Here is a 23258-nt window from a genome sequence, read left to right as displayed (position 1 = left end):
GGAGGCACATATGGGAGTTTCCGCTGCAGGTTATGACCTGACACCACTGACCAAGGCACAGGTTGAGGAGAAAGCCGCGGACCTGTCGGCTGATGAAAAACGTGTGCTGCTGGACCACGGTACCGAGCACCCGTTCTGCGGCACATTGCTGGACAACAAAAAAGCCGGCGTCTACCACTGTCGGCTCTGTGACCTGCCACTGTTCAGTTCCAGCTCCAAGTTTGATTCAGGGACCGGCTGGCCGAGTTTCTTTCAGCCCCTTGATTCAGACCATATCCGCTATATCGAAGACACCAGCCTGGGCATGAGCCGTACCGAAATCCGGTGTCCACGGTGCGATAGTCATCTGGGGCACGTCTTTCCGGACGGTCCGCCACCGACCGGGCAGCGCTACTGCCTGAACTCGGTCGCGATGGTGTTCAGGGAAAACGTATAAACCTTGCAAACGGGGGCGGTTCCGCCCCCGGAATCTTACTTATCCCCACCTGTGGCCCTGGCGACGTAATGCGCCACGGCCCTGATTTGTTCCGAGGACAGGAATTCACTGAACGCCGGCATGATGCCAACGCCACCGGTGACAGCGTTGATAACCTGTTCTCTGGACGGCTTCAGTTCGTCCAGATTCGGGCCGATAGCGCCAGCAGAGCCTGCGTCTGCAAGGGTGTGACACACAGTGCAGGATGGCTGCGCCTCCTGGGTGAAAACCTGTTTTCCCTTCTCGATATCACCGGCCTGCGCCAGAGGCGAGAGTCCGGTCAGGGGGGCCGCCAACAGTACTGCAAGTACTGCAGTCTTTCTCATGTTCTTGCATTCCGAGAGAGTCGGGGCGGCCGTTTTCCCTGGCCAGCCCCGTGGGTTATTAACTGACGGTGACCGTGACTCCGTGGTCGCCCCAGCCATTGTGGCCGTAGCCACGTTCGTTATCGATCCGGCCCTCCGGTTGACTGTTGCCATGAGTATCTGTTGCCCGGCTGACAATACGATGTTCGCCGGCAGGCAGCTCTGCAGCCATCACAAAGGGTCGCCAGGCATGGGGCCCCAGGTCCGGGCCCAGGAAGCGGGCCTGTTTCCAGGTTTTGCCGCCATCCAGGGACACGTCCACTTTTTCCAGGGCTACGGTGCCGCCAAAGGCCACGCCGTAGATCATGTTCCGGCCACTCCGCGCAGTTTCCAGTGGCGCCGTGACCCAGGATTTGACATTCATCTCCCACATGGACGGCTGGTCCGGTGCGCCTTTCACACCAACGGCGCGTATCCGGTAGCCGGAGGCCTGGATCTTGGCGTCGGTCTGGTTCTCGGTAAAGGCAATGTTTTTCACATACTTGACGTTGTTCACGCCGTAGTAGCCGGGCACTACCATGCGCAGCGGGCCGCCATGGGTGTGGGTCAGTGGTTTGTCGTTCATCTCCCAGGCCAGCAACGCACTTTGCATTGCCCGGGTGGGCACTGAACGCTCCACGATAATCGTCTTGGGATCAAGGCCATCAGGCAGTGTTTCACCGCCGGTGCTGGTGATGTAGCGGGCACCCTCTGCCGGGCCGCCCAGCGCTTCCACCACATCTTTCAGGGGTACGCCGGTCCACATGATGCAGCCTGCGGCACCAACAGACCACTGGGTGCCGCTGGCCCCGTGCGGGAAGAAGGCCCGGTCGTTACCGGAGCATTGCAGTACAGAGGCAACGGTGGTGACGCCCATCTTCTTGAGATCCCCGACCGTCAGGGTGCGAGGATTTTTGACGCCTTCGATACGAACTTCCCAGATGTCAGGATCTTCGGTTACCGAGGCCGGAGGGGCCGGCAGGTTATTGCGAATGAACAGGCGATCGCTGGGCGTGATGACGCCGTTTCCGATAGCGCCCCGCCGGGTTTCCATGGTGTTGGCGCTGTGCACAATCAGGGCGTTGCGTTCTTTCCATGCGGCGTAATCGGGCAGCGATTTCGGCTCCTCGGTCCTGGCCAGCGGCGTGAAGCCAAGCAGGCTCACTGCGGCCATGGCGCCGGCACTGCCGACCAGAAGGCTTCGGCGGGCCGGGTTCTCAGGGTCCGGATTATTCGGGCCTCGTTGTAGGGCTGTTTCGGGTTTCATGATCCGTCTCTCCTTGTTGGGCTTGTCGTTGGACGGCGATGGGCTGCCCGGTTGGCGCGAGCAGGTAATATCCTTATTACTTATAGGGCCTGGCTAATAATTGAGCAATTATTTTGTGCGTTATCCGGGGAGGTTCAGGTGGCTCCGGCGGTGACCACAGTGGAGAGCAGGTAGCCGGTGTACGCCACGTAAACCAGCACCAGGATGGTGCCGTCAACCCGGCTGACCTGTTTGCGCCGGCCGGCCAGGCCAAAGCCCATCAGGAACAGGCCCACCGTTAACGCCAGCATTAATGTCCAGTCCCGGTACAGGACTTCCGGATCAACAGACAGCGGCTGGATCGCGGCAGCCAGACCCACGACGGCCAGGGTGTTGAAAATGCCCGAGCCCAGGATATTGCCAATGATCAGATCGTGCTCGTTCTTTTTTACGGCAGCGAGGGCCGAGGCGAGTTCCGGAAGGGATGTGCCAATGGCAACGATGGTCAGACCGATCACCAGATCGCTGACTCCCAGGCTCTGGGCAATGGTGACGGCGCCCCACACCAGCAGGCGGGAGCTGACGATCAGCAGAATCAGGCCGATAACCAGCCAGATGATGGCGGTTTTCAGGGGCATGGGGTGGGCGATGATTTCGGCACCTGTCTCTCCGGCCAGCGGGTCGGCCTTGCCTTTCATGCCCTGATAGATGGACCAGCCCATTACCGCGGCAAAAACCGCCAGTAATACCCAGCCGTCCAGCCGTGACAGTTCGCCGTCGAGCAATTGGGCGCCGGCAATCAGCGTCAGCACGATCAGCAAGGGCAACTCTTTGCGAATGACCTGAGAGTGCACCGCAATCGGTGCGATGATCGCCGTCAGGCCGACGATCAGGGCGATGTTGGTAATGTTGGAGCCGTAACCATTCCCCAGGGCCAGACCGGGATTGCCGTCCGCGGCGGCCATGGCGGAAACCGCCAGTTCCGGGGCTGAAGTTCCAAAACCGATGATCACCATGCCGATCAGCAGGGTTGGCATACCCAGGTGCTTGGCGGTCGCCGCAGCGCCCTCCACGAACTTGTCAGCACTCCAGACCAGCAGAATCAGGCCGGCGATGATTGCGCCAAATGCCATTAGCATAGAAAAACCTCAGTTGATGAAACGTCCAAGCATGTAAACCCCTGTATAACCTAGGGTGTAAGCTGCGAGAAGATGTGCAAGATACCGCATGTAGGCCGCAAAGGTCAGCCCCGGAATCTTGCTCATGGCAACAATCCCGGCGGCCGAACCGATCACCAGCAATGAGCCGCCCACGCCGACCGCGTAGGTCAGCCCCATCCACTCGCCGGGGCTCATGTTGATGCCCGCCTTCAGCAGTGCTGCGGTCAGCGGTACGTTATCGATGACCGCCGAGAAAATGCCCATCAGGTAGTTGGCGTACAGTGGTGGCAGAATGTCGTATATGGCCACCAGGGAATCGAGCGCATGAATCTCCTTGAGCATGCCCACCAGCAGCAGGATGCCCAGGAAGAACAGCAAGGTCTCGAATTCGATAATACGGATGTATTCCAGAATCGGGTCCAGGTCGGAGTCATCGCTCATCAATCGCGACACCAGAAACATGATCGAGAGGCCAAACAGGAAGGTCAGAACCGGCGGAATGCTGAACAGGGCATTGCCGACAATGGTGCACAGGATTGTTAACAAAAACAGGCCGCTGATGATGGCGTCCACGGGCCGGACCGGGGTGGTGTTGGAGCGAAGTGTGACTGTTCCTGTCAGTCCTCCTGAAAGGAACAGGGCAAGGATGAAAACCGTGATCGAGGCCGGGATGGCCAGCGTCAGCAAGGTCAGTATTTCCACCTTGTCCGCCAGGAAAATCATCAACGTAGTGACGTCCCCGGTGATCAGTGATACGCCTCCGGAGTTGACTGCGAAAACCACCAGGGTGACGAACTGGATTCGCTTTTTCAGCTCAAGATCCAGGGAAAGAATCAGTGAGCATGAGACTAAAGTGGCGGTGATATTGTCTGCCAAAGAGGAGAAAATGAAGCAGAAAAGGCCGGTCAGGAACAGTAGCCGCCGTTCGCTCACCTGCTTCGGCATGATCAGGTAAATCACGTTTTCGATCATACCCTTCTTGTTCAGGTAAGCGACGAATGTCATGGCTGCAACAAGAAACAGCCAGAGCCCCGCGATTTCGGCAATGCTCTCTGAGAGTCCTGCGGAGATGGCTGAGGTCTGTTCGGCGTTATCGCTGAACAGAAACAGAACCACCCAGCTCATGGTGCCAAAGAACAGTGTAACCTTGGCCTTATTGATGTGGATGGCTTCTTCAAAGATGACGCCCAACAGCGCCAGAACTGCGAAAATAATCAGAATCGCTTCAAGGGCAGACATGGGAAATCCCGTCCTGGTTTTCAGAATAAAGGCCGGAGCCGGCCAGACAGATTACGCGGCCGGATTTTAGACCTTTGACCCGTAGCAAACCACTGTTCGTAAGTGGGACATACAGCCTCTGAACCATCGGCGATAGCCTGAAAAGCGCATCGATTGACAATCGCAATTTATTATTTCGGCGAAAATCGGGATAATCGCGCACACATTCAGACCGGAAGCAGACGGCGGCGCTCTTATACCTTGCGCCGGGCCGGCTTCCGACAGGCCTTCTTGCTGATCGTGAGGGGGCAAAAAAGCTCAACACTAGCTAGGGTGAAAACCAATGGCCGTTAGACAGGCAGACGTAGTGCTGGTCGGCGGTGGCGTCATGAGCGCCACTCTCGGCATGATGCTCAGGCAGCTGGATCCGTCCCTGGACATCGTCATGGTGGAGCGTCTCGACCACGTTGCCCATGAAAGCACGGACGGATGGAACAACGCAGGCACCGGCCACGCCGGCTACTGCGAGCTCAACTACACGCCCGAAACCGACGATGGCGATGTGGCCATCGAACGCGCCCTGCAGATCAATGCCCAGTTCGAGGTGTCGCTGCAGCTCTGGTCGTATCTGGTTGAGCAGGGCATTCTGCCAGAGCCCACCAGCTTTATTAATCGTACGCCGCACCAGAGTTTTGTCTGGGGTGAGAAAGACGTTGCCTTCCTGAAACGCCGGTTCGAGCGTCTGAGTGCTCACCACCTGTTCCGTGAAATGGAATACACCGAGTCCCCGAAGGATCTGGAAGAGTGGATGCCCCTGGTGGTCAAGAGCCGGGATCCGATGCAGCGCGTGGCTGCCACCCGGATCAGGCACGGCTCGGACGTGGATTTTGGTTCACTCACCCGCAGTATGGTCAAGTGGCTGGAAACCCAGCCGAACTTCGAGCTGATGACCAACTGCCCCGTGCATTACATCGACCAGCGTGATAACGGCCGCTGGAAAGTGCGTGTCAAAAACCAGAAAACCGGAGAGCTGATCAAGCTGGAGACCGGCTTTGTGTTTCTGGGCGCCGGTGGTGGTGCCCTGCCGCTGCTGCAGAAATCCGGCATTGATGAAGCCCTTGGCTACGGCGGTTTCCCGGTCAGTGGTCAGTGGCTGGTATGTCGCAAGCCGGACATCGTTGAGCAGCATCACTCCAAGGTTTACGGCAAGGCACCAATCGGGGCGCCCCCGATGTCCGTGCCGCACCTGGATACCCGTATCATCAACGGTGAGCCGGCATTGCTGTTCGGACCGTTTGCGGGCTTTACCACCCGGTTCCTCAAGCAGGGCTCCATCTTTGACCTGTTCGGTTCGGTGAAACCCACCAATCTGAGGCCAATGCTCTCGGTCAGCAAGAGCAATATGGACCTGACCCGCTACCTTATTGGTGAGGTGTTCCAGTCGCACCCGGACCGGGTTGAATCGCTGCGCAATTTCTTCCCGGAAGCGAAAGAGGAAGACTGGCAGCTTCGGATGGCCGGCCAGCGGGTACAGATTATCAAGCAGATTGATGGTGGTGGCGGCAAGCTGGAATTCGGCACCGAAATAGTGGCGGCCAAAGACGGCACCCTGGCAGCGTTGCTGGGAGCCTCGCCCGGAGCGTCCACGGCGGCCAATGCGATGATCAACGTTATCGAGCGTTGCTTCCCGGATAAGATCAGGACTCCGCAGTGGCAGGGGCGCATGAAGGAACTGGTGCCGTCCTATGGCCAGTCCCTGGTGAATGATGAAGCGCTGCTGACCAAAGTCCGGGAGCGGGCCCTGTCTACCCTGAAACTGGGCTGATATTCCCAAACGATCTAAGAAACCGGAAAGCACTGTGGTTGCTGGATTCGCTCCAGGCAGTCACAGTGCTTTTTTGGGTTAAGTAGGGCACAAAATTTGCGATTTTGTGCTGTCCGCGTAGGGTTATAAGGCAAACCCTGAGTAAAGGAGTGAGCCTATGACCGAGCAAAACTACAATCCTGAGAAAGGGTATATCGCGCTGTTGGGCTGGAGCCTGAATGCCATTGAAGCGGCTGACAAGTTCGACCGCCGCTATGTGGTCGTCGCGCCCGACTGGGCCGAGGCCTACTGCACAGAGCACGATATTCCTTACGTGCCCTGGAACTTCGAACGCCTGAATGACCGTTCCGTCGAGATTGCCCATATCCTCCAGGACAAGGGAGTGGACGTTGCCATCCCCCTGTTTGAAGAGACCGTAGAGTGGGCCGGAGCCATCAACTCGGTGCTGATGGGCAATCCAAGGCTCTTTGGCCAGGCCATGTTGCTGCGCGACAAGGCACTGATGAAACGCCGCGCCCAGCTGGGCGGTATCCGGGTGGGTATTTTTGAAGAAGCCCATGACCATGATGACGTCATCCGCTTCCTGAAGCGGGTGAACCAGACCCTGCTGAAACTGGACGGGGATCCGAACGACCCCATTCACCTCAAGGCCTTCGACAAGGCCGGCTGCCTGGGGCATCGGGTGATTCGTACCCCGGATGAGGTGGATACCATTCCTGATGAGGAATTTCCGGTACTGATGGAGTCCCACCTGGATGGCTGGGAGTTCGCTGTCGAGGCCTGGATCCACAACGGAAAGATCCGCTTCCTGAACATTTCCGAGTACGTCACTCTTGGTTATTCGGTATTCGTGCCAGCCACGCCGGACCTGGAAAAATACCGTGCCCAGATTACCGCTGAGATCGAAAAGCTGATCAAGACTTTTGATATTGAATTCGGCTTTGTCCATCCGGAGTATTTCGTGACCAGCGATGGCACCATGTACTTTGGTGAGGTGGCGTACCGGCCGCCTGGCTTCAAGGTCTTCGAGCTGCTGGAACGGGCCTACGGTTTCAACGCCTACCAGGGCATGATCCTGGCGTTCGATCCGAAAACCACCGAAGAGGAAATCGCCGCGTTCTTCCCGAAAGAAGTGGTGGATGCCAAAGGTTACGCCGGCTGTTTCGGTGTTTACCCGCGTCGCCGCGTGGTCAGCCGCCTCGAGATTCCGGAAGAAACCGAGAATCACGAGTACTTTGAATCCCATGAACTGACACCGCCGATGGAAGAGACGGTCACCAAGCGCACCGCATTCGGTACCCACTGGGGGCTGGTTTACTTCTTCGGTGAAGATCCCTACGTCATGCGGGATCTGCTCAAACATCAGGAAGAACTCGATTTCTATGTATAATCGAGGCATGCATTAATGAAATGGGTTTGATGCAGGCCCTGAGGAATCTCGTTTGAGTGAAAATCAACCGGTCAGTCATGCACCAGTGGTCAACTTTGACAAGCTGGTGCAAAAACTGGACGACTCCATTGTGGCGATGGAAGAGAGCCGGCCTTTTGCAAAGGCCGGCAAACTTCCCAAACTGTTTGATATTGCCCGGCGTGTGCTTTTGCAGCCGGACGGATGTCAGGCCATCGAGGCGCGAGCACAGCGGCTTGAAGAGGCCGGTGTGTTTGACGGCACCGACTGGGCCGATCCCGCCACCCTTCTGCCTTCACTCACCACCTTCTCGCTGCAGAGCCAGAATGCCGACACCGTGGTGATTGAAGCCTTCAGTGAGCTCCGTCTGTTATTGGTAGCCCGGGGCAGCTACCTGCATCCGAGCGTTTCGGCGGAGCAGGCCCATCATTACCTGACCCAGGTGCTGGCTATTAATCTGGGGCTGCTGTTCGGGATGACCGGCGAAGCGGAGCGGGAGCAGGGTAAGCTGGCGCTGATCAGTCAGTCCCTGGTTCAGTATGTGGCCAGTCATATCGGCTATGAACACGTCATCGATAGCCTGATCGAGGAGATCTGGCGCATTCTCGAGCAACGGCCGATCCGTGTGAGTGACGTGCGCCGGATGATCACCCAGATCGCAATCTGCCGGGCAGATCCGGATGCTGACCTGGGCAGTGCCGGCCGTGGTGCCGACCGGCTGATTTCCAGCCTGTACGGGCCTACGCGGGCCTGCAGCGAAGACCCGGGCACGGCGGTATACCAGCAACGGCTGGAATCCATGGACAGCGCTGCGTTACAGAACGAAGCTACCGGTTTTGCCCGGTCCATGCACGACACCGGCCTGGTGTCGCCTTACCACGCCTGTTTTGTTCGCTTTATCCTCGAGGATCGGAATTCGCTGCTCAGTGATGCTCTGGGGCTTTCAAGCACCGGGCGGGACTGCCTGCTTTGCTACAGCGAACTGGTGCGCACCCTGATTGAGGAATCCATTTTTCCCGAGACAGCCCAGGGCCTTTACGGCCTGGCCCTGCTCCTGGAGCGGGGTATTCTGTACCAGCCTCCGGTGGCGCCGGCGCTCTGGCGCCAGGTGCGGCTGTCGGTTTGCCCCGAGGCCCGGGAGCGTCTGCAGTTTGCCTATGGCTATCAGCCCCAGCCTGCTGCCTGGCTGATACAGGGCGTGCTGAACATGCTGGGGCAGCCACTGGGCGTGGGGCAGGGTAATAACCCCACCTGCCAGTCTGCCCGTGCCCTGTCAATGTGGGCCTACAACGACCCGGATTACCTGTTGCAGATGGTCGCCTGGGCGGCCCGGGACAATGAAATCGTCATGCATTTTGAGGGGCAGCCGGTTTCCTCTGCCCGAAGCGCGGGCGGCGTGGCTTCGGAAGTAACTCTGGACCTCGATCCGGTCTCTCTTGTGGTGGTACCACACCTGGACCGGATCTACGCTGAGATGGGCCGGTTATGCATCGGCCGTGAAGGCGACCCCCATAAATGGGTGAACCCTGAATTCCACGGCTGGTCCGCCGGGCGTGGCTTTGCCATCAATGTGGATGTGGCAACCGGCAAGCTCACTGACCTGGAAGGGTTTATCCGGCATTTTTACGCCAGTTACCATCCCTACTACAACGGCAATCAGCCGCTGATACACCCCCAACCGGCCGGCATCGCGGTTACCGACAGTGCCGCCCGGTTCATTGGCTGGCACGCCATTACCGTTCTTCGGGTGACGCTGGACCCGGAAGGCGAGATGCGGGTGTATTTCTTCAACCCGAACAACGACAGCGGCCAGAACTGGGGTGACGGAGTACAGGTGAGTACCTCCGGTTGCGGCGAGCGCTTCGGGGAATCGTCACTGCCCTTTGAAATGTTCACTTCACGGCTTTACATTTTTCACTATGATCCACTGGAACGGGGTGAGCCGGCAGGAGTGAGCGATGATGAACTTCGCCGCGTAACAGAGGGTGTGTATCGCAGTTGGGGTGCAGACCGGGTGCCCGCGGATGCCCATGCTCTCCAGGCGGAGCCACCCAGAACCGAGTGATTCCGAAATCTGCTGATCACCTGGAGCTCATGATCGAGAGGAAGCGCATGGCCAACGAGCAACATCCGGCCCGTAACGGAGCCGAGCTGTTTATCCGGGCGCTGGAAAATGAAGGCGTCAAATACATTTTCGCGGTGCCTGGTGAAGAAAACCTCGCGTTTCTCGAAGCGCTGAGGACCTCCAGTATCCAACTGGTGCTCAATCGCCATGAACAGGCGGCCGGCTTTATGGCGGCCACCTACGGGCGGCTGACGGGCCGGGTCGGTGTCTGCCTATCTACGCTCGGGCCCGGTGCCACCAATCTCGTTACCGCTGCGGCCTACGCCCAGTTGGGCGGCATGCCCATGATGATGATTTCCGGCCAGAAGCCGATCAAATCCTCCAAACAGGGCCTTTTCCAGATTCTGGATGTGGTGGACCTGATGCGGCCGCTGACCAAGTACACTCGGCAGATCAGTAACGCCAACACCATACCCGCCAAGGTGCGGGAGGCCTTCCGGCTGGCCTCGGAAGAGCGCCCGGGAGCCGTGCATCTTGAGTTGCCAGAAGATATCGCAGCCGAGAAGCCGGAATCTGATACCCACATCTTCAAACCCAGCGATGCCCGCCGGCCCACGGCCAGCCAGAAGAGCCTGGAAATGGCCTGCGACATGTTGCGTGAAGCCCGGTACCCGGTGATCATGATTGGCGCCGGTGCCAACCGGAAGCGAGTGTCCGAGGCACTGCTTCACCTGGTGAATGTAACCAGCATCCCGTTCTTTACGACGCAAATGGGCAAAGGTGTTATCGATGAACGGCATCCCCATTATCTCGGCAATGCCGCGCTCTCTGCCGGCGATTTTGTGCATTGTGCCATCGACCGCGCCGATCTGGTGATCAATGTGGGCCATGATGTGGTGGAAAAACCGCCATTTTTCATGACTCCCGGTGGCAAGAAAGTGATTCATGTGAATTTCAGCGCGGCCGATGTGGACCCTGTCTATTTCCCCCAGCACGAAGTGGTGGGGGATATCGCTAACAGCGTGGAATACATGGCGGAGAATTGTGGCCAGTGTTCCAATCATGATTTCACCCGGTTGATGGAGGTGAAGCAGGCGGTGGACTCTCACCTGCAGGAACGGGCCGAAGACCCCCGCTTCCCGGTGATTCCCCAGAGGATTGTCCATGACGTCCGCCAGGTGATGCCGGAGGACGGCATCATTGCGCTGGACAACGGCATGTACAAACTCTGGTTTGCCCGAAACTATCCAGCCTACGACAACAACACCGTCTTGCTCGATAACGCCCTGGCCTCCATGGGCGCCGGCCTGCCCAGCGGCATGATGGCCTCGATGCTGTACCCGGATCTCAAGGTGATGGCCATCTGTGGCGATGGCGGTTTCATGATGAACAGCCAGGAGCTGGAAACCGCCGTGCGCCTTGAGCTCAACCTGGTGGTGCTGATCATCAGTGATGGCGCCTACGGTATGATCAAGTGGAAGCAGGGGCAGGAAGGCTACACCGATTTTGGCCTGGACTACCGCAACCCTGACTTTGTCACCTACGCTCAATCCTACGGCGCCCACGGGCACCGCATTAACCGCACGGAAGAGCTGCGGCCGACTCTGGAAAGCGCCCTTGCCGGGGGCGGGGTGCATCTGGTCGAAGTGCCGGTGGATTACAGCGAAAACCGCCGGGTCTTTGACGAGGAATTGGCGGAGATGACCTGCAGGCTGTAAGTGGTTAAGTTTTATTGCGGAGTTCGGGGCTCACCGGGCCTGCTCTGCCCCTCTCAGCATCGCCTTAAGCAATTCTTCTGCATCGAACTTGGTGAGCGCCTCATTGGCGCCCACCTGGTTGGCATAGCTCAGGCTCATCTCGCTGTTCAATGACGTGTGCAGAATAATGTAGGGCTGTTTCAACGCCGAGTTATCCCGCACGTTGAACGTCAGCTCGTAACCATCAAGCCCCGGCATTTCAATGTCGCTGACCAGAATGTCCGTGGGTCGGCCCAGCTCGTCATCCCTCAGCAGGATCTGCAGGGCGTCATCGCCGTTGGAGGTTACCTGATAGGGAATGTCCTTGCTGTCCAGCACGTCTGACAACTGCTTACGGGCCACTTGGGAGTCATCCACCATCAGGATGTTCAGGGATTTGAGAGTCTCGCTCTGAACATCCGTCAGCATCACATCCTGCGTGTTCAGTGATTCCGGGTACACCTTGGCCAACAGCAATTCCACGTCCAGCAACTGGATGATATCGCCATCCAGGTCCAGCAGACCGGTAATAAAGGCCTTGCTGCCCAAAGCCTTGGGCGGCGCCATCACCGCTTTCCAGTTGGTTTCGATAATCTGCTGAACGCTGCGTACCAGAAAGCCGATCTCCTGGCGCTGGATGTCGGTGACAATAATCGAGGCCTTTTCCTGCTCTTCCCGGCTCAGCGGCGGATAGCCCACTGCAGCCGCCATATCAATCACCGGAACCGCGGAACCCCGGAAGGTCGCCGTACCGATCACCGCATGATGGCTGTGAGGCAGTTTGGTCAACCGCATGAAAGGCAGGATTTCGCGGATCTTCAGGGTGCCAATGCCGAACAGACGTTCGCCGGAAAGCCGGAACAGCAGAAGTTTCTGGGTCTGCTTCGCTTTGCTGGACATAAAGCCGGATCCTTTCAAATGCAAAAGCCCCCGGCGGCAGGAGCTTTTTCAAGGGGGTTGGTTCAGTGTGGCGCTTGCCGGAGGCTGCATAGCCCAGGGACTAAAGTTCTGTAGCAATAGTAGCAGCTTTATGGTGAAACGGAATTCAGGAGGTTTGTTTCAAATGGTGACAGAATCCTTCTGATACTCAGAATGCACAGTCAGACCCGTCCCAGGATTTAAAGCACCCGGTCCCGGATATCGTGAGCTTGTCAATCTGATTGCGAAGGCCCGGCACGGCTTCTTCCAACGTCAGATCTGCTGAATCGCCTCCCATGTCTGTCGCAACCCAGCCCGGATGGTAGATACCCACCGCTATACCTTCCCTCTCAAGGCTCACCGCCAGATTGCGCCCGAGATTTATGGCCGCGGCCTTGGAAGACCTGTAAATAAACCGGTTACCCGCCGGGGTACTCTGTGAACCCATCTGGCTGGCAATGATCGCAATTTTTGGAGCTTCGCCGGCGTCCCTGCTGGCTCGCAGGTTGGGGAGCAAAGCCTGAACCACCAGAAAGACACCGGTTACATTGACGGCAAACGACTGGGCCCAGAGTTGCGGAGCATATCCCGTTTCCAGATCATCGAATTTATCCAGAGAAACACCGGCATTGCAGATCAAGGTGGAGATTGGACGGCCCTCAAGCCGTTGGGCCAGCGCCTTGATGCTGGTCGGGTCGGCGACATCCAGCGGCTCCATGCCAGGGGAGTTCCGGGCCGTCGGAATAACTTCGGCTCCTGCACTTTGCCACTCCGTGGCCAGTGCGCTGCCAATGCCACGGTTGGCACCCGTAATCAGTATCGACATTCGCGAGTCTCCCTTAAGTTGGTGTTTACTTACCTTTTAGTGTTGAACTGACTACTCTAATTATTGGTAAGGATCCTACGATGCCCGGGCGCAGGGCCCATGCTTGCAAGCGTCGCACAAACGGGCCTGGAGTGCTCTATGAAGCTAAGCCAGCGGCGCAATCGTGCCACGTCTGCCCCGGTTTTCGAAAACCTTCAGGGTGTCTGGCGCTCGCAAGGTTATGGCAAGGTACTGCGGATCGAGAGTGACCGGTATACCTTGTTTGAGGAAACCGCCATCAGTTGCCGGAAGCTTTATGCGGGCAGCCTTGAGGAACTCAGTCATTATTACGAAGACCTTGAGGTCTCCCCTGGCGGACAGGCATTCAGTGCTCACCGTGTCAGTGGCGTGGCACGTATTGGCTTTCGGCGCCTGAAAGCATTACCAACGAGTGCCTCCGAAACCCTCAAGCATGACCCCAAGGACCCGGAGTACAACTTCGAGATCTTTTGGCGAACCTTCGCCGAGCAGTATGCCCTGTTTGAACTCAAAGGCGTGGCCTGGGATGAGGTGTACCGCACCTATCGCCCGCAAATTCACGCGGGCAGCTCACGAGAAACCCTGTTTGCCACCATGGCGGCCATGCTGCGGCCACTGAAGGACGGCCATATACGCCTGCACACACCTTCGGGCCACTACAGCGCCGGTGCCCACCCCGCGCTATACCAGCGGCTGACCCGGGAGCTGGAAGACGCCCGTGATGACCGGGAACTCACCAGTTATCTGGGCGACCTGAAAGAATGGCTGCACGATGTCATCCATGAGGAATATCTGGCGAATGGCGTAAGCCATGGCGGCAACCGGCTGGTGGAGTGGGGGCGGCTCAACGAGGCCATCGGCTACCTCAATATCCGCGCCATGGCTGGCCAGAGTGGCAAGACCGGCCAGCCAGCGGCAGACCTGAACGCCGTGGACGGTATAATGCAAAAGGTGCTCACCGATATTGGCGAGCTTCCCAATCTGGTGGTGGACCTCCGCGGCAACGGCGGCGGCTATGATGGTGTCGCGCTGCGGTTTGCCGCCTACCTGATGGATCGCAAGCGGCTGGCTTTCACCAAGGCAGCCCGCCATGGCAACGGCTTCACCGGTAAACAGAGCATCCATGTCGCGCCTGCCAGCAGGACGTTCCGTGGCAACCTGTTTGTGCTGACCAGCGAGTTGACGGCCAGTGCTGCAGAAATCTTTGTGCTCTCGTTGCTGCAACATCCCCGCCTCACCCTGATTGGCGAGCCCACCCATGGCATCCTCTCCGATACCCTTGAGCGCCACCTGCCTAATGGCTGGCACCTGACCTTATCCAACGAGATCTACCGGGCCTACGACGGCGAGTTGTATGAAGATGTCGGTATCCCGCCCCATATCCGCCTGTATTACCTTGGCCGGAAGGGGCGAGAGGAGGGCAAGGACCCGATGTTGGAGCGGGTGCTTAAGCTGGCCGGGGCGTGACGGGGGTGCTTTGGTGGTGGATATTCCGGACGGTGTAGAACGAAAAAAGCCCCTAAAATCAGGGGCTTTTCGGTTGGTTGGTGGAGACGGCGTCCCTATAAAAACATCTATAGGATTTTGATTTAGTTATAGTTGTTAAATAAGTTTTTTGCCGTTACCCGCAATGTTACCCACAATTTGGCTTCATGAGGAGCTTTTTACCGAACCAGCTTGTATCGGAATCCGGAAATATTAGTTAGCTACTAATTAGTTATGTGATCTATATTAGATCGATCTCCGGTACCCCAGCAGAGGTCAGCAGTTGGAAAAGCTCATCTACCTTTACCCGACCACCACGCTCTGAGCAAAAGGTAAAGATTGCTCTTTGTTTGGCTCGAGAGAGTGCTACAAAGAAAGTTGCAAGCCCTTCAGCGTTTCCTGGTGTATGTGACCACCATGTTTGATCATCAAGCCCGAGAAAGACAATTGTGTCGTACTCAAGTCCCTTGCTCTTATGTACTGTCATCAGAGGAATCTGGTCAACACCTTCGAATAAATCTACGCACGCCTCCCAAGATATTGCGTTTTTGGCAGATTCGGCAAGATACTCGCAGAAGGCTTCTACCATGATTTCCAGAAGATCCCCTGTAGAGTACTGAACGTAAGAGCGTGCAAATTCCTTCAGGCCCAAGAAGTCAACGATCTTATTCGATATCAGGTGGGCGTTGGTCTCAGTCGGTGGTAGGCCCTCCATTGTTTCGCGAAGGTCTTTTAAAAAAGATTCGAATTCAGATTCAATGCGTCTTTCTGCAACATCGTCAGATGGAGGAACAGCTCGGAGCTCCCTCACCGCGTTAACGCATAGCTCCCATGCCCTTGGTGCCTGGCGTGAAGCCCCTAGTCGCATCAAGGCGATTGCAGTACAGGAAAAATGGTCGGATAAAAGATCTTGGAGCGTCGTTTTGCCTATTGCTTTGCTTTCGTTCCTTACCTGTAGACCTTGTTTCATAAGTGGGGTAACAAGGTTTTTCTCGAAAATGTCGGCCCTTTGTTTTACCAGGATGGCGTAATTTCGAGGAGTATTTCCTCTATCCCTCATATCGGTGACTAGCCAGCTGGCCAAGTACTCCACCTCATCGCTGATTCGAGTTGAGCACCATACCTGAGCGACGTCCCCATCTATTCTATTGACTGATTGAGACTTGGATTCGGTAACACCTTGATCGAGAGCTTTGGCAACAACATGTTGAATCTGAACAAGTTCTGGAGAAGAGCGAAAATTGAATAACAAAGGAATGCTGGTCGCATTGAAGTCGTGGCTGAACTGTTCAAAGGCATCAATTCTGGCGCCTGCCCAAGTCATTATTCTCTGTTTGTTGTCTCCCACTGCGGTGACGCTGATTTCTCCACCACTGAATGCTGAAAGAAGAAAATCGTACTGTGCATATGTCGTATCTTGGAATTCATCAACAAAGACAAAAGGGTACGTTAGCTGCAAAGCACGCCTTACATGAGGTACCGCGCGCAACAAGAGCTCTGCTAGACGGTTCAGCGCAACAAAAGTCAGCTTGGAGGAGTGGTAGGACCGCAAAAGTTCGTCCCACCAACACTGAATAATAAATTCGGTGGCCGTTTTAGGTGTATGACGAGCAATGGGAAGTCTATGAGCTCCGACCCAACGCGACTCGAAGGTATTTGGGCTGAAATCCGGTACCTCACCTGGCCATTGAGCCGCGGAGCCCGCAAGGAACTGTTCGATCTTCCGGCGTGGTGGAAATTCAATGTCATATCGTTCTGTCGGACGCCAATCGGCCGGTATGGCCGCAAGGAAGCGATCAACTAGGCTTTTTGTGAAGGCATCAAAGGTCACCGAGGAAAATCGGTTCGATAATTCCTCCGGACACCGCTTTTTTACACGCTCTCCTAAATTCGAGGCTGCGTCACTTTTAAATGAAATTGCGAGTATTCGATATGGTGCAGGGCATATTCCTGTCTCAAGTAAGTAGGCAGCCCTTTGAGCCAGAAATTCCGTCTTGCCTGCACCGGGCCCGGCAAAAACGCACGTTGAGCTATCGTTTTTTAGCGCCTGCCACGCAGCTGGTTCCAAGTCTGCTATGCCTCGCGGGTGCCATTGATGCGGTTGGGTGAGCAACATTCGAGCCGACCTTCGATTATTGGGGTGTTAGGTTGTTAGCCACTGTTGCGATGAGAGCCTTCAGCTCCTCAGGCGCTTGCGCTGACAGTTGCTCGGTGGGAATGCTGCTCAATACACGAACATGTGTGCTGGGCTTTCCCCTCCCCAGGAAGAGGTAGCGGTACCAACGCAAGGACTGATCGTGGTCTGCGCTATAAAGGTTCCCGTTTCCCCCTTCTCCTAGGACAGCGGTCCGTGGGTCCCCTTGGGAAGACGGGCCGTTTCGTCCATCCTCAACAACCTGATAATGCATGGGGAGTGAGCGGAGCATCGAATAGTCAAGGTCAAGAGGGTCACAAAAGAACACGCTGTGCCTTCTTAAAAAGCCTAACCATTGATTCAGTCCTGCTAAATCGTCATCCGATCGCGCATCGAACGTTGCGAGATCATGAGAGGGCCCATTAGGTGATGGAGATTGAAAAATCTGTTGCGGAGTGACCCCGATTTCCATCAGCTGAGAGCATGCGGTTTTGATTCGACCCCAACCCCCGCCTTCTCTCCCCCGGTCAAGATCAAGGAGCGTGGCATAGGGGATTTCCAGGCCGGCAAGAAGGCGCCAGAGGTGGTTTACGTGCCTCCCGCCCAATGGAACCACTGACACTACTGAGCGGTCAATGTCGCACCCCATTGCTTGGCTGACCCTCGGGATGACGATTTCTTCAGAGGCTCCCTCTCCAAGAACTACGAAGCGGGCAAAATATAATTCGGGGTAACTGCGAACGGCCTCACGTACGAATTTCGAGGCGTCCTCCTGGTTTTCCGGCAATGTTATTGCCTTAACTTGCGCTGTTCTATCAGGTGATTTTAGCCGGAAATGTCTTACTTGGGAGGGATCGACTCGCGCAAGAATGCTTGCAGAGTGGCTTGATAGGACTGCTTGTGCATGATTACCGCCGGTTAAATTTACGATTTGCCCGACTATCCGTGATAGATAGAACGGTGCGAGATTGTTTTCGGGCTCTTCGACGGCTATCAAAGTGAGCGCAGGAAGGGGTATGCCGCCAGGCTGGAATCCCGAGTTAGTGGAATCGTTTGAAATGCTGGCCTCGACATCAAGGGTTGATGCCGTCATTGCTAGATGAAAAAGTGAGCGCTGGCCATCACTTAGATCATCAAGTGCTCGCTCTCGACCCGCTTCATCCGGATGGAAGACGACCTCTACTTTGCGTATGAATTCTTGGAATCGCAGATCGATAGGCCGAAATATCGGTGTGGTGTCGGTGCCGGCAGTATGGACCTCTTGCCATCGCCGTTTCACAGCATTTGCCACAGTATCTACAGCCGTCTCTCCCGTGAATGCGGCATTGAGAGTCGAACCCGCTTCAGCAAATGTACTTCTTACACCATCTGACCAGTTAATTGCCCGCCAAAGCCGACCTCGCAGAAATGCGGTCACTTGGGATGCCCCGTCTCTTGAAGCCGGTACATAGATCAGTTGGATTCGGCTTCGGTCTGCAGCTTTTACGTCCATGCAGTCCGCGTCTTCGAATTCTCCAAACTTTTTGACAGCAAAATACCTTTGCTCGATGGCTCCGTCGAGAGAGCCATCATCTATCCATGTTGCTTCTAAGCGGATTCTGCATTTCAGGTTTCCGTGTTGATCAGCAGCCATCTGATGGAAGAATTCAGGAACAGAGCGTGCGCTAACTTCGTCAGACGACAGCTCTGGAAATGCTATAACGGCTTCAATGGCAAGGTTTCGTTCGCTTGGAGATATGCTTTCGTCGCTCGGAATATGAAAATCTTGACGGCGAAGTCTTCTTTGATCTCCGGTGATGCCGAATAGCCGTTGGAGCGCCTGCATTAATGCTGTTTTTCCCGAACCATTGAATCCCACTAGCGCGGTCAGGCCTGGGTCCAAATCAATACTTTGTGAATCCGGGCCGAAGCACCGAAAGCTGGTAAGGCTGATGCTCTCTATAAACATAAAACTCCCTAGGTGGCTCGTATCATCGAGCTGCAGCGCGCAATTAACTCCGGAAATGTCTGTTCATATTGGCTGAAATCTTTCTGTATGTCAGGGCAGAACTTATTCAAATAAATCTGACACATATATCACCTCTGTGAGCTAGGGCACTGACTGTGCCTCCCCTCCCAATTCACAGAGGTAATTCCAATGTCTGAAAAATGCCCCAACTGCCTGTCCATCCGGATCGGTATGAACAATTACGGCAAGAAAACCGCTGGCGTGGTCGGTGCGTCTGCCGGTACCTATGGCGGTTTTGCCGCCGCAACAGCTGGTGCTAAGGCCGGTGCCGCCCTGGGAATCGTCGGCGGTCCGATAGGCGCGACTGTCGGTGGTATTGGCGGTGCTGTTATCGGTGCGTTGCTTGGCGGCGCAACTGGTGCTTCCGCTGGTGTAATCCTGGGCGACGTTCTCGATGAGCGTGTGCTCGACAACTACCGCTGCCTTGATTGCGGCTATTCCTTCAGTGTCGACCCTGACTCCCCAGACGACATCCGTTAATTCCCCTCGCGCATTTCAAAGGAGAACAACCATGGCTCATCTCATCGAGCAAATGGCCTATGTTGGCCAAACCCCGTGGCATGGCCTGGGGAACGAACTCACCTCGAATCAGCCCCTGGAAGTCTGGGCAAAGCAAGCCGGCCTGGACTGGCAGATCCAGGAAAGCCCGGTCCGCTATGTCACTAATTCTGGCGGCACCCTGGGCGAGATCCTGTCCTACCCGGATTCCAAAGTGCTTTATCGCTCGGATACAAGAGCACCGCTATCGGTGGTCGGCAACCGCTTCAAAGTGGTTCAGCCTGAGGAGATTCTGGAGTTCTATCGGGACCTGACCGAAGTCTCCGGTTTTGAGCTGGAAACTGCAGGTGTTCTGAAAGGTGGCCGGAAAATGTGGGCACTCGCCCGTACCGGCCAAACCGGAATGCTCAAGGGCAACGACCAGACCAACGCTTACGTGCTGCTGGCAACCGCCTGTGACGGCACGATGGCAACGACTGCTCAGTTCACCAGTATTCGAGTGGTGTGCAATAACACTCTCGCCGTTGCCTTGAAGGGCGCTACTGCCAACGCCGTGAAGGTGAAGCACAACACCGCCTTCGACGCCGACCTGGTGAAGAAACAGCTAGGAATCTCGGTCTCAGCTTGGGACCACTTCATGTATAGCCTGAAGACCCTGAGTGAGCGAAAGGTGAAAACCACAGAGGCCAGGAACTACTTCCTGAAGGTATTTACCGATGATTCCGGAAGTGGTGTCGGTAAAACCAACGAGCGATCCATGGCCAAAGCGCTGTCCCTCTATGAAGGCGAGGGCATGGGGGCCACGTTAGCTTCGTCTGACGGCACAGCCTACGGGCTGCTCAATGCGGTGACGGAATTCATCGATCATCAGCGCCGTGCCAAAACTGTGGACCATCGACTGGATTCAGCCTGGTTTGGCACCGGTGCAACCTTGAAGAACCGTGCATTAGAGCAGGCGATGTCACTTGTGGCCTGAGCCAATCTTACAAATCTCGAAACCGCCATAAAGCCCACCGGAGCCTGATGCTCTGGTGGGCTTTTTTATGTCTGGAGGAAAACACCATGGGCATGAGTGAAAAGGTAATTCAGAAACAACGGCCAGCGTTGCGCCTGGTCTCCACCAAGGGTCTCAGCCGGGATGAATGGTTGAAGGTACGTAAGCAGGGCATTGGCAGTAGCGATGCGGCTGCAGCGGTAGGCATGAACCCTTATCAATCCCAACTGGAACTCTGGATGGTCAAAACCGGCAGGGATGCTGGTTTGCCTAAACCGGATTCTGACGATCCCACCTCGCCGGTCTACTGGGGCCATATTCTTGAGCCGATTGTGGCAGAGCAGTACAGCCAGCAAACGGGCCGGAAGGTGCGTCGGGTCAATGCAGTGTTGCAGCACTCCGATCCGGAAAAGCATTGGATGTTGGCCAACCTGGATTATTCCGTGGTGGCCAATGACGACGTGCAGATCCTGGAATGCAAAACGGCAGGGGAGTTCGGGTCACGGCTTTGGAAGGAGGGGGTGCCGGACTACATCCAGTGCCAAGTTCAGCATCAGTTGGCTGTCACCGGGAAGCAGGCGGCGGACGTGTGCGTTCTGCTGTGTGGTCAGGAGCTGAAGATCTACCGCATTGAACGGAATGAGGAGCTCATCGAGGCGCTGTACGTGCTGGAGCGCCAGTTCTGGGACTTCGTTGAAACGGATACACCGCCACCGGTCGATGGAACCGATTCTTCTGAGCGTGCATTGCGCCATCTGTACCCAGTGGACAGGGGGGAGACCCGGGACTTCAGCCAAAGCAAGGAACTGTCCGATGCGTTCGACGAGCTGCTGGCTATCCGCTCGGAAATGGAAGCCCTCAGTTCTACCGAATCCCACCTGAAGCAGCGAATCGAGAGCCAGATGGGCGAAGCCTCAAAGGCCACCTTCCCAAGCGGCAGTGTGAGCTGGAAACGGAGCAAGGATTCCGTCGGGCTCAATGTGAAGCAACTGCTGAAGGATCAGCCAGGGCTTTTGGAGCAGTACCCCCTCACTAAACCGGGCAGTCGTCGGTTCCTCATCCAAGCATGAATACCCCATTGGCCACGAGAGCATGACGAGTGCCCCGTGGCCCTTTTTCTCAGGAGAGTCATCATGATTAAAGGTTTAGCCATCACGCCTCCCGTACTGGGGCGTATCAGTATCGGTCGGGTCGTTGAAAAGAACGGTATCCGGCTGCCACAGAAAGACGATCAATTTACCATCACCTCCCAGATCCAGGAGAAGGACGCCGGGTGGGTCTTGCATCCGTTAGACGCGGAGTTAAGAAAGGAAGCTACAAACGGAAAATTGCGGACCATCCCAGTTCGCATGTTGTTCAACGAAGCGGACCTCAACCTCCGGGCCGAATACACCATGTTCGACCGCAAAAGCGGGCGGCCTATGTGTGTAGGCAATGGCGACACCTGTAAGCGTCTGACGCAGTCAGGAGTGCAGTCTTTGCCATGCCTGGGGCCAACGTTGTGTGAGTTTGGCAAAGGTGGTCTGTGCAAGCCGTATGGCCGTCTGAACGTGAAGGTCGGTGACGACGATGATCTCGGCACTTTCATCTTCCGGACGACCGGTTACAACAGCATCCGGACGCTTGCAGCCAGGCTTAGCTACTACCAGGCAGTCTCTGGTGGTCTGCTGGCTTACATACCTTTGGACTTGAAGCTGAGAGGAAAAAGCACGACGCAGAGCCATCGCACGCCGATTTACTACGTGGATCTGGTGGTTAAGGAGGGGATGTCACTGCAGGAAGCGGTGGTTGAGGCAAGGGAAAAAGCCAGGCAGGCGAAGGAGGAGGGCGTTGATCAGGCTGCGTTGGATGCTGCGGCTGCAAAGGGGTTCGGCAATGCGCTGTTTGAATATGATGAAGATGAGATGAGTCAGGTGGTTGAGGAGTTTTACCCAGTGACTAAAGATGCAGACAAGGGGCCAGTGGACGGTTCCTCTGTCGTATCAAAGCTACAAAGGGGCCTCGAACCTGCGACGTCGGCTTTCGGACGAAATTAAACGAGTGGCCCTACATGGGCCACTCATCTGGACTGCTACCTGTTTATTTTTTGGTTTCGGAGGGATGATGCTGAAGTAAAAGGTGGTGTCCTGATCAAATCAGATGGTAACGAACGTTGGGTTGGACCAGCCTGCTGCATAATTGAAGGGAGTCGCAACGCATTGGAGTCTGAACTAACTCCTGTTCGGCCTATAAGCAAGGAAGCGGGGTAGTAGCTTTGAAAACCAACTTCGTACTGACCGACTTTAAAGACGTGCAGGTCAGAAAACCTCGAGTTGCTCAAGGAGCATGGCTTTAACGTCATTGTTTTAATCAGCTCTGAGGGTTTTTGAAACCATAACTTGGCCGATTTGCGCTTACACATGAATTTAATCGTGGGCGCCCGAAATGTTGTCTTTTTAAACAAAAGCGAACATTCACCGCACCACAAATTCCTGGCTTTTATGCCCCTTTAACGGGTAAGAAATAGCTCATCAAGAACTTAGCAAATGATCAAAAGGGCTGACCGTTCCAGCACTTCGATCGCCAATGATATGTGTGTAGGTTTCGGTCGTTCGAATGTCGCTATGCCCGAGAATTTCCTGAACCGTCCTGATATCTCTCCCCGATCTCAATAACTCTATCCCTCCGTGGCCAAACACTACATGTGCGTACAGTTAAATGAAAAACAGTAAAAACGCCAAATTTCTTACGTTTTAATAAGAATTCAAACCAATAAGCTCTTAGCCCGAACATTTCATAAACACCCCAAGCAGCAGCCACGAAATTTTCTCGGTTAGCCCATTACGCCCAGATATGAGAATTATTAGTAGTATGCGCGCCAATGTCGCTCTGATGTCATCCAGTCACCGGCCTTAAGTGTT

General features: G+C 55.8%; 18 protein-coding genes and 1 pseudogene. 10 read left to right on the top strand and 9 right to left on the bottom strand.

Annotation, left to right across the window (positions count from 1 at the left end):
- Positions 1–10 precede the first annotated feature (10 nt).
- Complete coding sequence (gene msrB, locus AC13C0_RS01770; protein ID WP_341580717.1) at positions 11–436, top strand: peptide-methionine (R)-S-oxide reductase MsrB; 426 nt, start codon at positions 11–13, stop codon at positions 434–436.
- Positions 437–471: 35 nt separating this feature from the next.
- On the opposite strand, the gene sorU is transcribed toward msrB, so the two are convergent.
- From sorU to nhaD, 4 genes are all read right to left on the bottom strand, one after another.
- Positions 472–801: a SorU family sulfite dehydrogenase c-type cytochrome subunit gene (gene sorU / locus AC13C0_RS01765; RefSeq protein WP_117618470.1), complete on the bottom strand. Its 330-nt coding sequence runs from the start codon at positions 799–801 to the stop codon at positions 472–474.
- A 58-nt stretch (positions 802–859) separates the two neighbouring features.
- On the bottom strand, positions 860–2086 hold the full coding sequence (sorT, locus tag AC13C0_RS01760) for a SorT family sulfite dehydrogenase catalytic subunit (RefSeq protein WP_341580716.1): 1227 nt from the start codon (positions 2084–2086) through the stop codon (positions 860–862).
- 134 nt (positions 2087–2220) lie between these two features.
- The gene (locus AC13C0_RS01755; protein ID WP_341580715.1) at positions 2221–3204 is read right to left on the bottom strand and encodes a calcium/sodium antiporter; all 984 of its coding nucleotides are present in this window, start codon (positions 3202–3204) and stop codon (positions 2221–2223) included.
- Positions 3205–3213: 9 nt separating this feature from the next.
- Positions 3214–4464 carry a sodium:proton antiporter NhaD gene (gene nhaD / locus AC13C0_RS01750; protein ID WP_341580714.1) on the bottom strand — a complete coding sequence of 417 codons (1251 nt, stop codon included), beginning with the start codon at positions 4462–4464 and terminating at the stop codon, positions 3214–3216.
- Between the two features lie 322 nt (positions 4465–4786).
- Here nhaD and mqo point away from each other — a divergent pair, with 322 nt between their 5' ends.
- From mqo to AC13C0_RS01730, 4 genes are all read left to right on the top strand, one after another.
- Complete coding sequence (gene mqo, locus AC13C0_RS01745; protein WP_341580713.1) at positions 4787–6268, top strand: malate dehydrogenase (quinone); 1482 nt, start codon at positions 4787–4789, stop codon at positions 6266–6268.
- Between the two features lie 157 nt (positions 6269–6425).
- The gene (locus AC13C0_RS01740; RefSeq protein ID WP_117618467.1) at positions 6426–7658 is read left to right on the top strand and encodes an ATP-grasp domain-containing protein; all 1233 of its coding nucleotides are present in this window, start codon (positions 6426–6428) and stop codon (positions 7656–7658) included.
- 136 nt (positions 7659–7794) lie between these two features.
- The gene (locus tag AC13C0_RS01735; protein ID WP_446685826.1) at positions 7795–9741 is read left to right on the top strand and encodes a hypothetical protein; all 1947 of its coding nucleotides are present in this window, start codon (positions 7795–7797) and stop codon (positions 9739–9741) included.
- Between the two features lie 47 nt (positions 9742–9788).
- The gene (locus AC13C0_RS01730; RefSeq protein WP_341582795.1) at positions 9789–11459 is read left to right on the top strand and encodes an acetolactate synthase large subunit; all 1671 of its coding nucleotides are present in this window, start codon (positions 9789–9791) and stop codon (positions 11457–11459) included.
- Positions 11460–11489: 30 nt separating this feature from the next.
- On the opposite strand, the gene AC13C0_RS01725 is transcribed toward AC13C0_RS01730, so the two are convergent.
- Together AC13C0_RS01725 and AC13C0_RS01720 are read right to left on the bottom strand one after the other, a co-directional pair.
- Positions 11490–12377, bottom strand: coding sequence for a chemotaxis protein (locus AC13C0_RS01725; protein WP_117618465.1), 888 nt, complete (start codon positions 12375–12377; stop codon positions 11490–11492).
- A 187-nt stretch (positions 12378–12564) separates the two neighbouring features.
- Positions 12565–13221: an SDR family NAD(P)-dependent oxidoreductase gene (locus AC13C0_RS01720; protein WP_117618464.1), complete on the bottom strand. Its 657-nt coding sequence runs from the start codon at positions 13219–13221 to the stop codon at positions 12565–12567.
- Positions 13222–13359: 138 nt separating this feature from the next.
- Here AC13C0_RS01720 and AC13C0_RS01715 point away from each other — a divergent pair, with 138 nt between their 5' ends.
- The gene (locus AC13C0_RS01715; protein WP_341582752.1) at positions 13360–14706 is read left to right on the top strand and encodes a S41 family peptidase; all 1347 of its coding nucleotides are present in this window, start codon (positions 13360–13362) and stop codon (positions 14704–14706) included.
- Between the two features lie 259 nt (positions 14707–14965).
- On the opposite strand, the gene AC13C0_RS01710 is transcribed toward AC13C0_RS01715, so the two are convergent.
- Positions 14966–16792 (bottom strand): UvrD-helicase domain-containing protein, encoded by a 1827-nt coding sequence (locus AC13C0_RS01710; RefSeq protein WP_482953861.1) that lies wholly within the window; start codon positions 16790–16792, stop codon positions 14966–14968.
- Positions 16793–16856: 64 nt separating this feature from the next.
- Complete coding sequence (locus AC13C0_RS01705; protein ID WP_482953860.1) at positions 16857–18806, bottom strand: ATP-dependent nuclease; 1950 nt, start codon at positions 18804–18806, stop codon at positions 16857–16859.
- A gap of 189 nt (positions 18807–18995) precedes the next feature.
- On the opposite strand from AC13C0_RS01705, the gene AC13C0_RS01700 reads away from it, so the two are divergent.
- From AC13C0_RS01700 to AC13C0_RS01685, 4 genes are all read left to right on the top strand, one after another.
- Positions 18996–19346, top strand: a complete 351-nt coding sequence (locus AC13C0_RS01700; RefSeq protein WP_482938051.1) for a hypothetical protein — start codon at positions 18996–18998, stop codon at positions 19344–19346.
- 31 nt (positions 19347–19377) lie between these two features.
- A complete protein-coding gene (locus tag AC13C0_RS01695) occupies positions 19378–20340 on the top strand; it encodes a DUF932 domain-containing protein (protein ID WP_482938052.1) in 963 nt (320 codons plus the stop codon).
- 86 nt (positions 20341–20426) lie between these two features.
- Complete coding sequence (locus AC13C0_RS01690; RefSeq protein WP_482953859.1) at positions 20427–21428, top strand: YqaJ viral recombinase family nuclease; 1002 nt, start codon at positions 20427–20429, stop codon at positions 21426–21428.
- A gap of 63 nt (positions 21429–21491) precedes the next feature.
- Positions 21492–22394, top strand: coding sequence for a recombination directionality factor (locus tag AC13C0_RS01685; RefSeq protein ID WP_482953858.1), 903 nt, complete (start codon positions 21492–21494; stop codon positions 22392–22394).
- Positions 22395–22868: 474 nt separating this feature from the next.
- On the opposite strand, the pseudogene AC13C0_RS01680 reads toward AC13C0_RS01685, so the two are convergent.
- Positions 22869–23012 (bottom strand): annotated as a pseudogene (locus AC13C0_RS01680) (tyrosine-type recombinase/integrase); the annotation flags it as partial.
- Between the last annotated feature and the right edge of the window lie 246 nt (positions 23013–23258).

Source organism: Marinobacter sp. B-21 (genome assembly GCF_056857895.1).
Note: the sequence above shows the minus strand (reverse complement) of the source record. Positions and strands in the feature narration are given on the sequence as shown.

Bases quoted from the DNA above. Each gene is read 5' to 3' on its own strand.
- msrB (WP_341580717.1), top strand. From the start codon at position 11: ATGGGAGTTTCCGCTGCAGGTTATGACCTGACACCACTGACCAAGGCA.
- sorU (WP_117618470.1), bottom strand. From the start codon at position 801: ATGAGAAAGACTGCAGTACTTGCAGTACTGTTGGCGGCCCCCCTGACC.
- sorT (WP_341580716.1), bottom strand. From the start codon at position 2,086: ATGAAACCCGAAACAGCCCTACAACGAGGCCCGAATAATCCGGACCCT.
- AC13C0_RS01755 (WP_341580715.1), bottom strand. From the start codon at position 3,204: ATGCTAATGGCATTTGGCGCAATCATCGCCGGCCTGATTCTGCTGGTC.
- nhaD (WP_341580714.1), bottom strand. From the start codon at position 4,464: ATGTCTGCCCTTGAAGCGATTCTGATTATTTTCGCAGTTCTGGCGCTG.
- mqo (WP_341580713.1), top strand. From the start codon at position 4,787: ATGGCCGTTAGACAGGCAGACGTAGTGCTGGTCGGCGGTGGCGTCATG.
- AC13C0_RS01740 (WP_117618467.1), top strand. From the start codon at position 6,426: ATGACCGAGCAAAACTACAATCCTGAGAAAGGGTATATCGCGCTGTTG.
- AC13C0_RS01735 (WP_446685826.1), top strand. From the start codon at position 7,795: ATGGAAGAGAGCCGGCCTTTTGCAAAGGCCGGCAAACTTCCCAAACTG.
- AC13C0_RS01730 (WP_341582795.1), top strand. From the start codon at position 9,789: ATGGCCAACGAGCAACATCCGGCCCGTAACGGAGCCGAGCTGTTTATC.
- AC13C0_RS01725 (WP_117618465.1), bottom strand. From the start codon at position 12,377: ATGTCCAGCAAAGCGAAGCAGACCCAGAAACTTCTGCTGTTCCGGCTT.
- AC13C0_RS01720 (WP_117618464.1), bottom strand. From the start codon at position 13,221: ATGTCGATACTGATTACGGGTGCCAACCGTGGCATTGGCAGCGCACTG.
- AC13C0_RS01715 (WP_341582752.1), top strand. From the start codon at position 13,360: ATGAAGCTAAGCCAGCGGCGCAATCGTGCCACGTCTGCCCCGGTTTTC.
- AC13C0_RS01705 (WP_482953860.1), bottom strand. From the start codon at position 18,806: ATGTTTATAGAGAGCATCAGCCTTACCAGCTTTCGGTGCTTCGGCCCG.
- AC13C0_RS01700 (WP_482938051.1), top strand. From the start codon at position 18,996: ATGTCTGAAAAATGCCCCAACTGCCTGTCCATCCGGATCGGTATGAAC.
- AC13C0_RS01695 (WP_482938052.1), top strand. From the start codon at position 19,378: ATGGCTCATCTCATCGAGCAAATGGCCTATGTTGGCCAAACCCCGTGG.
- AC13C0_RS01690 (WP_482953859.1), top strand. From the start codon at position 20,427: ATGGGCATGAGTGAAAAGGTAATTCAGAAACAACGGCCAGCGTTGCGC.
- AC13C0_RS01685 (WP_482953858.1), top strand. From the start codon at position 21,492: ATGATTAAAGGTTTAGCCATCACGCCTCCCGTACTGGGGCGTATCAGT.